This window comes from Desulfitibacter alkalitolerans DSM 16504 (assembly GCF_000620305.1).
GTDB lineage: Bacteria > Bacillota > DSM-16504 > Desulfitibacterales > Desulfitibacteraceae > Desulfitibacter > Desulfitibacter alkalitolerans.
Genome location: NZ_KK211100.1, coordinates 271166 through 283729, shown reverse-complemented (window position 1 = coordinate 283729; position 12564 = coordinate 271166). Strand labels below are relative to the sequence as shown.

Genomic DNA, 12564 nt, shown 5'->3' with positions numbered 1-12564 from the left:
GCTTTATTTGAGGAGAGTAATATTTTTTGTGATAATTGCGTTTGCCCTGGGGGCATTATTTAACATTTCATGGAGCTTTAATAGTGATGGGCCCTCAAACAAAGAATATGAGAGCTTAATAAGGTTTCATGTAATTGCAAATAGTGATACTGATGAAGATCAGGAGTTAAAGATCAAGATTAGAAATATAGTATTACATAAAATTGAGGCGGATCTTGAAAAGGCTAAATCATTGGAAGAAGCTAGAGAGTATATCTTAAATAACCTGTCCTTACTTGAGGAGCTTGTCCAGGAAGAAATTAATAATTTGGGTTACAGTTATCCGGCTGCAGCTATCCTGAGTAAAACTGACTACCCAACAAGGGCTTATGGGGACATTATTATGCCGGCCGGAACATATGAATCCTTAAGGATTATTATTGGAGAAGGCAAGGGTTCTAACTGGTGGTGTGTCTTATTTCCTCCCTTGTGCTTTATAGATATTACACATAGTATTGCACAAAACAAGGCTATGCCTGTAATGGGAATGGATGAGGAGAAGGATATACATAAAAAACCAGTACAAATCAAATTTAAATTTATAGAAGTTTTAAAAGATAAGCTAAGATAGGAGGATTTCTCCTTCTTTTTTTTTATCCCTGTACATTTTCAAATTTTAAAAGCATATACATGATATAGAAAGTTTTTTTTGTTAATAAAGTGGACAAATAGTCAGCCAGTATGGGGGTGTAAGTATTGTTGAAAATTTCAGACCTGAGGATGCGGGAAGTAATCAATATAGTTGATGGAAGACGTCTGGGTGAGATTAAGGATATTGAGCTTGATCTGGAAAGAGGAAGAATCAAGTCCATAATATTACCTGGCACTGGTAGCTTTTTTAAGTTCTTTGGCAGAAATGAAGATATAGTAGTTCCATGGGATAGAATCAAAAAGCTTGGAATTGATGTAATACTTGTGGAAATGCATAACTTTACAGACCCTAAACATGAAGATAAAAATTGTTGATAAGTTATTTAATTACAACATGGTTAATTTGACGAAACTAGTGCCCTGCATATATAATTTCATTTATAAGCAACACCAAAGGAGGTGTGTCTCATATATCTTTTAGAAGAAAAAGCAGACCTTTTTTACTATACCTTTGAACCTTTAAACAAATTTCATGGAATAGTTCATGGTTTCTCCACCAGGAAAGGAGGTACAAGCCTAGTACCCTATGACACATTAAATTTGGGTCTCCACGTAAAGGATAAAAAAGCCTCTGTAATAGAAAATCGCAAGCGATTTGTCAATACTTTAGGGTACTCATTAGAGGATTCAGTAGCTCTAGATCAAGTTCATGGCAATAGGGTTATTGTTGTAAATGAAAGCGATAAAGGTAGAGGTATGTTTAATTATGATGACTTCCTAGCTTCTGCTGATGGGATGGTTACAAATAAGCCGGGGATTCTGCTGACCACCTATTATGCCGATTGTGTCCCCTTATATTTTTTTGACCCCCAGACCAATTCCATAGGCATAGCTCATGCTGGATGGAAGGGTACCATGTTAAAAATCGGAGCAAGGATTGTTAATGAATTGCATAAAAACTTTGGAGCCAATCCAAAGGACTGTATTGCTGTCATAGGTCCATCCATTGGGCCTTGCTGTTATGAGGTGGATGATAGGGTATTACAGCCCATGAAAAGGGCGTATCCAAATTTCTCCTCCATAATAAAAGGAGATGAGGAAAAAGCCTTTTTAAATTTATGGGAGGCAAATAGGATATCCCTGCAGGAATCTGGCCTGCTAGATATAAATATTTATATAAGTAAATTATGTACCCATTGCAGTCAAGAATACTTTTTCTCCCATCGGCGTGATAAGGGAGAAACAGGGAGAATGGCTGCAGTAATAGGGCTTAGTAGGTGATGTGTTGTCCACCAAAATAGCATATATACCCCAACCTCAAAAAAAGAAGTCAAGGATTAAAAAAGGCTGGATATACCTGGCTGTTTTATTGATATTACTATTTCTCATTAAAGGTATTTGGTCTATTTCAAGCAAAGCTGTAAAGACAGTAAACCTTGAACTAAAGGTAATTTCAACAGAGTTTCCTGCTGAGGTTATATTTATTCGTGATGAAATGTTAATTAGATCTCCCAATAAGGGTCATATATCCTTTGAAGATTTAAGTGAAGGAGAAAGGGTCAGGGTTAATCAACATGTAGCAACCTTAACAACTCAAACCTTTCAGGGGAATCTTAAGCATACCCCAATTACTACCAGTAATGCAGGAGTATTAAGCTTTTATACTGATGGTTTTGAAGAGGTGTTCAAGGGAAAGCAAATTGGCGAATTAGACCTTCTAGAGCTTAAAAAAAAGGATTTTGGTCAATATAGGGAGTATAAGAATGAGGGAGAACTTGTTGAAGAAGGAGCCCCAGTACTCAAGATTATTAACCCCTTTTCTGATGTAAACTTCATACTGTATTTTCCCCAGGAGTATGTAATAAAACATGGCTTTGAGCTTTTGGAATTAAAGGACATGCCCCTGATATTAAAAAATGATAGGAATGAATATAGAATCAGTACTACAAACATGGGGCTTTCAGGAAAAGATGTTTTTTGTTTTGGCAGAGTGTTAGATCGTAAGGAAGATTTTTATAATATTCGTAAGGAAAGGTTTACTCTTGTTTTAGACAGGCAAGAGGGCTACCTGGTTTCAAAACAAGCAATAGTATATATAGAAGATGAGCCAGGAGTATTCATTCAAACCCATGCTTCATATGATTGGGTGAGTGTGGATATCCTAAGAAACCTTTCAGACAAAGCTCTGATCATGCTTGAGGATCCCGGCTATCCGGTAGTAATTAATCCACAAGTGTTGTAAATAAGCAGGATTTTGGCAATTTTTGACGAAACTTTTAAGGTATTTCAAATTAATCCTTCAATAAATAATGGGAGAGGTTCTTTTTGAACAATTTACTGGAAAGAATTGAGCAGGTTAGAGAGAAAATAAAAAAAAGTGCAGCTAAAGGAGGAAATTCACCAGAGCAAATTAAATTAGTAGTAGTAACAAAGACTGTATCTGCAGATGTTATAAGCCAGGTAATTCAATATGGAATACAGGATATTGGCGAAAACCGGGTCCAGGATTTTTTGAAAAAGCATGCAAGCATTAATGAGAAAGTTAACTGGCACATTATTGGCCATTTACAATCAAATAAAGTCAAATATTTGACTAACAAGGTGTCACTAATCCATTCCCTGGACAGGGAAAGCCTGGCCAACGAACTAAATAAACAGGGCAAGCTTTTTAATTACAAGTTTAATTGCCTTATTCAAGTAAATGTTTCAGGAGAAATCAGTAAATTTGGCATGTCCCCCAAAAATGTTGAAGGCTTTTTGGTGAAGCTATCCAGGATGGAGCATATTAATGTTCTGGGATTAATGACAATGGCACCATTTGAAGATGATCCTGAAGATACTCGCCATGTCTTTGAAGGATTAAGGAATCTTAAATACAAGCTGGACACTCTTAATATACCAGGAATCGAATTAAAGTATCTTTCAATGGGTATGAGCAATGATTATCAAGTAGCCCTGGAAGAGGGGTCAAATATGGTACGTATTGGTTCTGAAATTTTTGGTCATATATAGGGGGTAAATATGAAAAAATACTGGTACAAGCTATTAAGTTGGATAGGTTTTGAAATTGAAGAAATACCTGAGGACAAGCCAGTTAAATCATCCACAGGAGACCCTATTATAGATAAGGCAGATAGTATTAAACATAACAATAATATTATAAGTATTCATCAAAATAAGCCTGTTAAAATAGTATATATTAGCCCAGAAAACTATGAGCAGGTGCAGAGTATAGCTGATCATTTAAGGAGCTTTAGACCTGTTATTGTTAATATGGAATCAATTGAAAAGGATCTAGCAAAAAGAATTCTAGACTTTTTAAGTGGAACTACATATGCAATTTCTGGATCCATGGAAAAAATAAATTCTAATATTGTCATAGTTCTGCCCCAGAGCTTTAGCGTGGTTAATCTTACAGAGGTAAAGGATGCCCCTGTAAAGGGCGAGTATCTTGCATGGAATAAAACTAGTGAAAGTTAGGAGTTGTTTGATAAATGCTGGTAGACTTTATAATCATAGCTTTTCGTGTCTTATATTTTCTAGTTATAGCTAGAGTAATCTTATCGTGGATACCAATAGGAAATCCCAACAACACCCTTGTAAACTTTATTTATGAAATAACTGAGCCAATTCTAGCTCCAATTAGAAGATTAATACCAAGAGGATCATTGCCCTTAGATTTTTCACCTATTATAGCCCTTATGTTAATTAAAATGATTGAAGTTTTTGTCATTGGGCTCCTTATTAGATAGAAAACGTATTTTATCCCATATTAGGGATAATGAACAGCTGGGGGCAATGCACCATATCTTAGACAAGGTGGAAGCCTGTAAAAAGAAATCACAACTTCAAGTAAGTGACTTCTTTGACCCCTTTACTATAAATACAGCTTCAAGCATTCTACAGGGAATACAAGAGATAAAGTTTCTTACATGGGGTGGTTACCAGGGTGCAGAAAGAAAAAAGCTATATATTTTTCCCGAATACCTTGAAATAGATAAAAGAGAGTTCCAAATTTCCCTTATTTGCTTTCAAGGCAGCTTTAAATTCTTTGAAAACAGCCACAGACATGTTTTAGGGGCACTACTGGCGTCTGGTATTAAAAGGGACAAGCTGGGAGATATTTTTGTTAATGAAAATCTGGTTCAAGTACTAGCAGATAGTAAAGTAACTGGGTATCTTATTTCTAACATGAGATCAATTGGCCCAGTGCCTGTGGTTGGTGAGGAAAAAAGAATTGAGTCTCTCATGCTGCCTCGAGAATCTCTCAAAGAAATCAGGGCCACTGTAACTTCAATGAGGTTAGACGCAGTATTAAGTGCTGGGTTCTTCTTGTCCAGATCCAAATCTGCTGAGCTGGTTAAAAAAGATAGGGTTAAGGTAAACTGGCAGCCCATGACGCGGGTTGATTATCAAATTAATGAAGGGGACATACTGTCAGTTCAGGGAAAGGGGCGGATTATAGTAATGGAGGTTCTGGGAACTACTAAAAAGGATAGAATAGCTTTAAAAATTGGTGCTTATGTCTGATGGGGGGATTATAAATGGCTATTACACCTTTGGATATTCAAAATGCTGAGTTTAGAGTTGTTTTTAGGGGCTACAGTCAGAGTGAAGTGGACAGCTTTTTGAACAAGATTCTTATGGATTATGAAAAAATCTATAAAGAAAATCAAGTAATCAAGGAAGAGCTTAAGAGGTTAGAGGATGATATTGGCAAATATAAAAATATTGAAAATAATTTGTCTGCTACCCTTGTAATAGCTCAAAAAACTGCCGATACTTTAAAAGAAACTGCCGGAAGAGAAGCAAAGCTCATAATTCAAGAAGCAGATTTAAAAGCCAAGAGAATGATTGAGGAAGCTCAGAAAAAGGTTCAGGAGAAGGAAGAAGAGCTTCAAGGTCTCATTAATCAGTTTAACAGCTATAAATTAAAGATTTTATCCCTCCTTGAAACACAATACCGCATGATAAAGGATGATGCATCTACGTCAATACCACAGGATGGGGATGCAGCAAGTGCCAGGGAAAACGCAGCTAAACAACAAACTAACGAACAAAAAGTTGACTAAAAATTAAGTTGTGGTATAATTTATTGCAAATATTAATCCTCATAGTTAAAACAGCATAGATGGTGTTATGTGATGATCAGGAGAGTAAATAGTAATATATTTTTTAACAGCGATTCTGGGAGGGTGAAAGCCAGAAAAAATACTATTGAAAATCACCTGTGAACACCCCTTTTGAAATCTAAGTAGGAAGGGGCGGTTAGTTTGCCGTTACTTAACTGCTAGAAAGAGGGTATTAGTATTTAGAGTTTTAATACCTAGTAAGGTGGTACCGCGGGAATCTCTCGTCCTTAATAATGATGAGGGATTTTATTTATTTGATGAAATAACTAAATATATAGAGGTGATTTGTAATAATGGCAAAATTTGATGAAACTTTAAATTTACCAAAAACAGATTTTCCCATGCGTGCTAACCTGCCCAAAAGGGAGGCTGAGTATCTGAAGTTTTGGGAGGAACAGAATATTTATGAGAAGGTCCAGGAAAAAAATAAAAACAAGCCTAAATTTATCCTTCATGATGGTCCTCCCTATGCTAATGGTGGCATACATTTAGGAACCACGTTAAACAAAATCCTTAAGGATTTTATCGTCAAATATTATTCAATGTCTGGATATGATGCGCCTTATGTGCCTGGCTGGGATACCCATGGTCTGCCCATTGAACAGCAGGCCATCAAGAACTTAGGCCTTGATAGGAGTAAGATTGGCGTTGTTGAATTCAGGAATCACTGTAGAGACTATGCATTAAAATATGTTGATGTTCAAAGAGAACAGTTTATGAGGTTGGGTGTGCGAGGGGACTGGTATAAGCCATATCTAACACTAGCTCCAGAATATGAGGCTGTCCAAATTAGAGTATTTGGTGAAATGGCAAAAAAGGGCTATATTTATAAAGGTTTAAAACCAGTTTACTGGTGTACTGACTGCCAAACTGCCCTGGCTGAAGCAGAAGTAGAGTATGGCGAAAAGAAATCTCCCTCCATTTTTGTAAATTTTCCTGTTAAGGATGGGAAGGGTATTGTTCCAGGGGATAACACATATGTAATGATCTGGACCACCACTCCCTGGACCCTACCTGCTAACGTTGCAATAGCTGTGCATCCAGAGTTCAAATATGTACTTGTAGATACTTCAAAGGGTAAGTTCCTTTTAGCCAAAGAGCTTGTTCAAGGTGTAATGGAAAAAGCAGAATTAGCATATAAGGTTCTGCAAGAATTCCATGGGAAAGAGTTAGAAGGCATCGTGTGTGCTAATCCATTACTGGAAAGAGATTCTATAGTCATATTAGGAGAACATGTGACTTTAGAACAGGGTACTGGCTGTGTTCATACTGCTCCTGGGCATGGTCTTGATGATTATGCAGTGGGCCAGAGGTATAGCCTGCCTGTAATTTCTCCATTAAATGATAAGGGAGTCTTTACAGAGGAGGCTGTACAGTTTGCAGGAATGTATTATGATAAGGCAAATAAAGAAATAACAAAAGAGCTGGAGGATAAGGGCTATCTATTCCACCTGGAGTTTACCAAGCATCAATATCCTCACTGCTGGAGATGTAAATTTCCTGTTATCTTTAGAGCTACTGAACAGTGGTTTGCCTCAATAGATGGTTTTAGAGATGCAGCCCTTAAAGCAATTAGAGAGGTTGAATGGATTCCAGCCTGGGGTGAGGAAAGAATATATAATATGGTGGCAGACAGAAGTGATTGGTGTATTTCAAGGCAGAGAACCTGGGGAGTGCCCATTCCAATCTTATTTTGCTCTGACTGCAAAAAAGAAATTATCAATGATGAGACCATTGCTCATATTGAAAAGCTTTTTAAAGAACATGGATCTAATGTATGGTTTGAAAGAAGTCCAGAGGAATTACTGCCGGAAGACTTTAAATGTCCCCATTGCAATGCTCAAGGGTTTGAGAAGGAAACTGATATTATGGATGTGTGGTTTGATTCTGGTTCTAGTCATGAAGCTGTATGTGCTGCTCACCCTGACCTTAGATGGCCGGCAGATATGTATCTGGAGGGCAGTGATCAGCACAGGGGATGGTTTAATTCTTCTCTTTCAACTGCTGTAGCAACCAGGGGGACTGCCCCCTATAGACAGGTGTTGACCCATGGCTATGTGGTAGATGAAAAGGGCAGGAAGATGTCCAAGTCCCTGGGTAATGGTGTGGACCCATTAGAGGTTATAGAGCAAATGGGAGCGGACATTTTAAGGCTGTGGGTATCATCTGCTGATTACAGGCGTGACGTTGCTGCTTCTCCCGGTATTATGAAGCAAATGACGGAGTCCTATAGAAAAATTAGGAACACCTTTCGTTTTCTTTTGAGCAACTTGTATGACTTTGAACCAGAAAGTCATATTGTCCCATACGAAAGTCTTTCAGAGATAGACAAGTGGGCACTGCTTAAGCTCCATAAGCTAATTGATAGGGTGACAAAGGCATACAAGAAATATGAGTTTCATGTTGTGTATCATAGTGTTCATAATTTCTGTGTTATTGATATGAGTGCCTTCTATTTGGATATTTGTAAGGATAGGTTGTATACAATGCCAGCAGATCACAGCTTGAGAAGGTCAAGTCAAACAGTTATTTATGAAATACTAACATCTCTTGTAAAGATTTTGATGCCTGTACTGGCCTTTACAACTGAAGAGGTGTGGAGCTACATGCCTAAAAAGAAGGATGATCCAATAAGTGTCCAATTGGCAGAATACCCAGAGGTAAATGAAAGCTATTTAGATGCTGATTTAGAAGCAAAATGGGATAAAATACTTAATCTGCGTGAAGAGGTTTCAAAGGCCCTGGAATTGGCAAGGCAAAAAAAGACCATTGGTCATTCACTTGACGCTAGTATTCATATTTACACAAATCAGGATTTCCTTCAGGTTCTTGATAATGTGTCAGAGCCTTTAGACCAGATATTTATTGTCTCTAGTGCTGAGGTTAGTCCCATGACAGACAATATGCCTGCTGATGCATACAAATCAGATGAGGTTGAAGCAGTTATTTTAGTAGACAAAGCAACAGGGGATAAATGTGAAAGGTGCTGGAAATATAGTGATAAATCCCAGACCAGGGAGGATGAACTATTGTGTCCAAGATGCCTTGATGTTATAGAAACAATTTAACCAAAATTTGACCCAACTTGGATGTTTCAGGTGGGTCAAATTATTTTATATCTCTGCTTGCAAATGGGAAAATTATATACTATTATTATTTGATAATAAAACTATGGGGGTATAGCAATGGAAAGCTCAAAAATTGTCATTACAGTTGTTGGAAAAGACAAAGTAGGAATAATTGCTGCAGTAACAGGGGTTTTGGCAGACACAAATGTTAATATACTTGATATTAGTCAAACCATCATGCAGAGCTTTTTTACCATGATTTTAGTGGCAGATGCCAAGGATGCCAGGATTGCTTATAGTGATTTATTATCCCGTCTGGAAGAAACAGGCACCAGCCTTGGTGTTAAAATTACAGTTCAAAGAGAAGATGTTTTCAACTATATGCACCGCATTTAGATAATGGAGGAATGAATATGCATTTGTATTTTAGCCGGGAGGAAATTTTAGAAACCATCCGCATGGTAGAAAATGAGCATTTAGATATAAGGACAGTTACAATGGGAATCAACCTCATGGATTGCCAGTCTGATACACCAGATAAAACTTCTCAAAACATTTATGACAAAATTGTAGAGAGAGCCAGAAATCTTGTAAAGGTTGGAGAAGAAATAGAAAAAGAATATGGCATACCTATTATCAATAAAAGAATTTCTGTAACTCCAATTTCTTTAGTGATGAAGGGTGAGAGTGAACAGGACTATGTTAAGGCTGCCAGGGCCTTGGATAAGGCAGCCAGTGAGGTGGGAGTAAACTTTATTGGTGGTTTTAGTGCTCTAGTACATAAGGGCTTTACCAAATCAGAAAAATTGCTGATTAATAGTATACCGGAAGCCTTGAGTGTAACTGAAAGGGTTTGTTCATCTGTAAATATTGGTTCCACCAAAGCTGGCATCAACATGGATGCTGTTAAGCTAATGGGTGAAATAATTAAAAAGACTGCTGAAGAGACTGCAGACAAGGGCGGCCTTGGCTGTGCAAAGCTGGTTATTTTTTGCAATGTTCCTGAGGACAATCCCTTTATGGCAGGTGCCTTTCATGGTGTTGGTGAACCGGAAACGGTAATAAACGTTGGGGTAAGCGGACCTGGAGTTGTTCTCAATGCTGTTAGAAAGCATCCCAATCTCGATCTGGGCAGTATTGCAGAGGTTATTAAAAAGACTGCCTTTAAAGTAACACGTATGGGTGAGTTGGTAGGCAGGACGGCATCAGCAAGACTTGGTGTGCCCTTTGGCATAGTTGACCTGTCACTGGCTCCCACTCCAGCTGTTGGTGATAGTGTTGCTGACATTTTAGAAAGTCTAGGAGTAGCACGCTGCGGTGCTCCGGGAACCACGGCTGCTTTGGCAATGCTTAATGATGCAGTCAAAAAGGGTGGTTCAATGGCATCATCTTATGTTGGAGGCCTAAGCGGTGCTTTTATACCTGTTAGTGAGGATGCTGGAATGATAAGGGCGGTAGAAGAAGGTGCTTTGACCCTTGAAAAGCTGGAAGCCATGACATGTGTATGCTCTGTTGGCCTTGACATGGTGGCAGTTCCAGGGAGTACTTCTGCTGCTACAATCTCGGCTGTTATTGCTGATGAAGCGGCAATTGGCATGATCAATAACAAAACTACAGCAGTTAGGATAATTCCCGTTCCGGGTAAAACTGTTGGAGACAAGGTTGAATTTGGAGGCTTATTGGGAACGGCTCCTGTAATGCCCATAAGCAAATGGTCTAGTGACTGTTTTGTAAACAGGGGCGGAAGAATTCCAGCGCCAATACAAGCACTGACAAATTAAGATGAAATTACTTACAGGTATTATTAAATAGCTGGACACATACACTTTCAACAAGCAGGAAACAAGAAGCAAGAGCAAGGTCTGCTTCCTTAATGATGTATCCTGAATTGCATCCTGACTCATGAATAGACCATTGCTATTTTTAGAATGAAACTGCATGACCAATATGTTATCTGGAGGTTTACAGGTTGGAAAAAAAGGATAATAAATCCCTGGAGGAAAAACTATCTAACCTGGCATATATGTTAGAGAAGGCGCAGATTCGCGAATACGTGAGCCTATTGGAGGATCCTAAGCGGCTCATATATATGAATTTTTTAGCAGGTGTTGCCAGAGGTCTTGGAATGGCAGTTGGTTTTACTTTACTAGGAGCCCTGGCATTATATTTATTGCAAAAAGTTGTCTTGTTAAACTTACCACTCATTAGTGATTTTATTGCTGATATTGTGCGCATGGTTAGGGAACAATCTTATTAGAAGCTTTTATTTTACAATGGAGGTGTGTTTGCCCTGCTTAAACAATCAGCATTAGAACGATACGGCAATAGGCTGCGAAAGATGAAGGATGAAGCAGCAAAACGGATTCAAAGTTTACAGGATACAGGATTACATGAATCCATGCAGGAATCTACTGGTGAATTATCCCTTTATGACAATCACCCTGGAGATGTTGCAAGTGAGGTTTATGAAAGATCCAAAGATCTAGCCCTGTTAGACAATGCTAGAATACAGCTTATAAAAATTGAGGATGCCCTGGATAAGCTCAACAAGGGAACCTATGGATACTGTGATGAATGCGGACATGCCATTGATAGTGACAGGTTGGAGGTTTTGCCTGAAACAACAAAGTGTATTCACTGCAGAGACAAGGCATATGAAACTGGTGATAATAACATCAGGCCTATAGAAGAAAAGGTGCTGCCAGCATATATGAGAGAAAGACAGGAAATGGACCAGGAGGATACCTGGCAGGATGTGGCGCGCTGGAATGAACATGCCCATGGAGCTGGTGCAGGATCATACTATGGTGGCACAGATTTTGATGAGGACAGGGGAATAGTACAAATGGTAGAAGGCATTCCCTATTTTAAAGGAAAAGATGGAATGTTTTATGAAGATGTATACGGACATGATGATGAGGGCCCACCCAAAGAAAAAATCGTGGGTGAAACTGAAGGAGAAAAGTTCAAGGACAAGAAGTAAGGCTGTGGATTTATCCACAGCTTTTTTATATAATCAGAAAGTATAACTTTTAAATGTAGATAGTATTCACAAAGACTAAGGCTTCCGCCGACGTCAAGGACTTGGCGCCCTAAAGGACTGGTATTTCTACGCATTAAAAATGCTAGAACTACTGGCGCAAGCCAAGTTTTGTTTTATCACCTCATTTTTGTGTTTATCTTTTTGTACTTACTTTACTTGCTAGAAAGGGTAAAGTAATGTTACAATTCTTTCGATGAGTTAAGTTCAACATATTTGTCTACTATTGATTAGAGGTGATATCTTGATATTTGCTGTAACGGCCATTGTCATTGTAATACTTGATCAGCTTACCAAGCACTTTATTATAATTTCCATGCACCCAAATGAAAGCATACCTGTGATAGAGAATATTTTTCACATTACCTTTGTAAGAAATCCAGGAGCTGCCTTTGGAATACTTCAAAACCAGATAGCTTTCTTTATAGTTGTGACGATAATAGTTATTTTTCTGCTGGTGGGGGTGTACTGGAAACTAGCACGTGAAAACACTATTCTAACAATTGGACTATCACTGCAGCTTGGAGGTGCAGTGGGTAACCTTATAGACAGAATCAGGTTTTCCTATGTAGTGGATTTTTTAGATTTTAGAGTATGGCCCGTCTTTAACGTAGCGGATATGGCAATTGTTACAGGAGTAATTCTATTGGCCTGGCAGTTATTGGTTTGGCCAGAAGAACAGGCTGGGTGATAA

15 protein-coding genes and 1 other annotated feature are annotated in these 12564 nt (G+C 38.3%); all 15 genes read left to right on the top strand.

Annotated elements, in window-relative coordinates:
* The first annotated feature begins 28 nt into the window (after positions 1-28).
* The 15 genes from spoIIR to lspA all read left to right on the top strand — a co-directional run bounded on the left by spoIIR (position 29) and on the right by lspA (position 12561).
* Positions 29-610: a stage II sporulation protein R gene (spoIIR, locus tag K364_RS23125; protein WP_051533855.1), complete on the top strand. Its 582-nt coding sequence runs from the start codon at positions 29-31 to the stop codon at positions 608-610.
* Positions 611-735: 125 nt separating this feature from the next.
* The gene (locus K364_RS0107025; RefSeq protein ID WP_028307439.1) at positions 736-1005 is read left to right on the top strand and encodes a YlmC/YmxH family sporulation protein; all 270 of its coding nucleotides are present in this window, start codon (positions 736-738) and stop codon (positions 1003-1005) included.
* Between the two features lie 84 nt (positions 1006-1089).
* On the top strand, positions 1090-1911 hold the full coding sequence (gene pgeF / locus K364_RS0107020) for a peptidoglycan editing factor PgeF (RefSeq protein WP_028307438.1): 822 nt from the start codon (positions 1090-1092) through the stop codon (positions 1909-1911).
* A gap of 4 nt (positions 1912-1915) precedes the next feature.
* Positions 1916-2872: a biotin/lipoyl attachment domain-containing protein gene (locus tag K364_RS0107015; protein WP_028307437.1), complete on the top strand. Its 957-nt coding sequence runs from the start codon at positions 1916-1918 to the stop codon at positions 2870-2872.
* A gap of 83 nt (positions 2873-2955) precedes the next feature.
* Entirely contained in the window at positions 2956-3642 is a 687-nt protein-coding gene (locus tag K364_RS0107010) for a YggS family pyridoxal phosphate-dependent enzyme (protein ID WP_028307436.1), read from the top strand.
* A gap of 9 nt (positions 3643-3651) precedes the next feature.
* A complete protein-coding gene (locus tag K364_RS23120) occupies positions 3652-4110 on the top strand; it encodes a cell division protein SepF (RefSeq protein WP_051533854.1) in 459 nt (152 codons plus the stop codon).
* A gap of 14 nt (positions 4111-4124) precedes the next feature.
* Positions 4125-4382 (top strand): YggT family protein, encoded by a 258-nt coding sequence (locus K364_RS0107000; RefSeq protein ID WP_028307435.1) that lies wholly within the window; start codon positions 4125-4127, stop codon positions 4380-4382.
* Positions 4383-4428: 46 nt separating this feature from the next.
* The gene (locus K364_RS0106995; protein ID WP_156946416.1) at positions 4429-5160 is read left to right on the top strand and encodes a YlmH family RNA-binding protein; all 732 of its coding nucleotides are present in this window, start codon (positions 4429-4431) and stop codon (positions 5158-5160) included.
* Between the two features lie 14 nt (positions 5161-5174).
* Positions 5175-5702 (top strand): DivIVA domain-containing protein, encoded by a 528-nt coding sequence (locus tag K364_RS23115; protein WP_051533853.1) that lies wholly within the window; start codon positions 5175-5177, stop codon positions 5700-5702.
* A gap of 63 nt (positions 5703-5765) precedes the next feature.
* Positions 5766-5994 (top strand) — a binding site (T-box leader).
* Between the two features lie 61 nt (positions 5995-6055).
* A complete protein-coding gene (ileS, locus tag K364_RS0106985) occupies positions 6056-8830 on the top strand; it encodes an isoleucine--tRNA ligase (protein ID WP_028307433.1) in 2775 nt (924 codons plus the stop codon).
* Positions 8831-8947: 117 nt separating this feature from the next.
* Positions 8948-9226 (top strand): ACT domain-containing protein, encoded by a 279-nt coding sequence (locus K364_RS0106980; RefSeq protein ID WP_028307432.1) that lies wholly within the window; start codon positions 8948-8950, stop codon positions 9224-9226.
* A gap of 17 nt (positions 9227-9243) precedes the next feature.
* A complete protein-coding gene (locus K364_RS0106975) occupies positions 9244-10611 on the top strand; it encodes a PFL family protein (RefSeq protein ID WP_028307431.1) in 1368 nt (455 codons plus the stop codon).
* Positions 10612-10799: 188 nt separating this feature from the next.
* Positions 10800-11087, top strand: coding sequence for a DUF5665 domain-containing protein (locus K364_RS0106970; RefSeq protein ID WP_028307430.1), 288 nt, complete (start codon positions 10800-10802; stop codon positions 11085-11087).
* Between the two features lie 24 nt (positions 11088-11111).
* Positions 11112-11813, top strand: a complete 702-nt coding sequence (locus K364_RS23110) for a TraR/DksA C4-type zinc finger protein (RefSeq protein ID WP_051533852.1) — start codon at positions 11112-11114, stop codon at positions 11811-11813.
* A gap of 301 nt (positions 11814-12114) precedes the next feature.
* Positions 12115-12561 (top strand): signal peptidase II, encoded by a 447-nt coding sequence (gene lspA / locus K364_RS0106960; RefSeq protein ID WP_028307429.1) that lies wholly within the window; start codon positions 12115-12117, stop codon positions 12559-12561.
* Positions 12562-12564 lie beyond the last annotated feature (3 nt).

What these genes read in the sequence shown, in the direction of transcription:
- K364_RS23120 (WP_051533854.1), top strand. Translation starts at nt 3,652, where the DNA reads ATGAAAAAATACTGGTACAAGCTATTAAGTTGGATAGGTTTTGAAATT.
- K364_RS0107000 (WP_028307435.1), top strand. Translation starts at nt 4,125, where the DNA reads ATGCTGGTAGACTTTATAATCATAGCTTTTCGTGTCTTATATTTTCTA.
- K364_RS0106995 (WP_156946416.1), top strand. Translation starts at nt 4,429, where the DNA reads ATGCACCATATCTTAGACAAGGTGGAAGCCTGTAAAAAGAAATCACAA.
- K364_RS23115 (WP_051533853.1), top strand. Translation starts at nt 5,175, where the DNA reads ATGGCTATTACACCTTTGGATATTCAAAATGCTGAGTTTAGAGTTGTT.
- ileS (WP_028307433.1), top strand. Translation starts at nt 6,056, where the DNA reads ATGGCAAAATTTGATGAAACTTTAAATTTACCAAAAACAGATTTTCCC.
- K364_RS0106980 (WP_028307432.1), top strand. Translation starts at nt 8,948, where the DNA reads ATGGAAAGCTCAAAAATTGTCATTACAGTTGTTGGAAAAGACAAAGTA.
- K364_RS0106975 (WP_028307431.1), top strand. Translation starts at nt 9,244, where the DNA reads ATGCATTTGTATTTTAGCCGGGAGGAAATTTTAGAAACCATCCGCATG.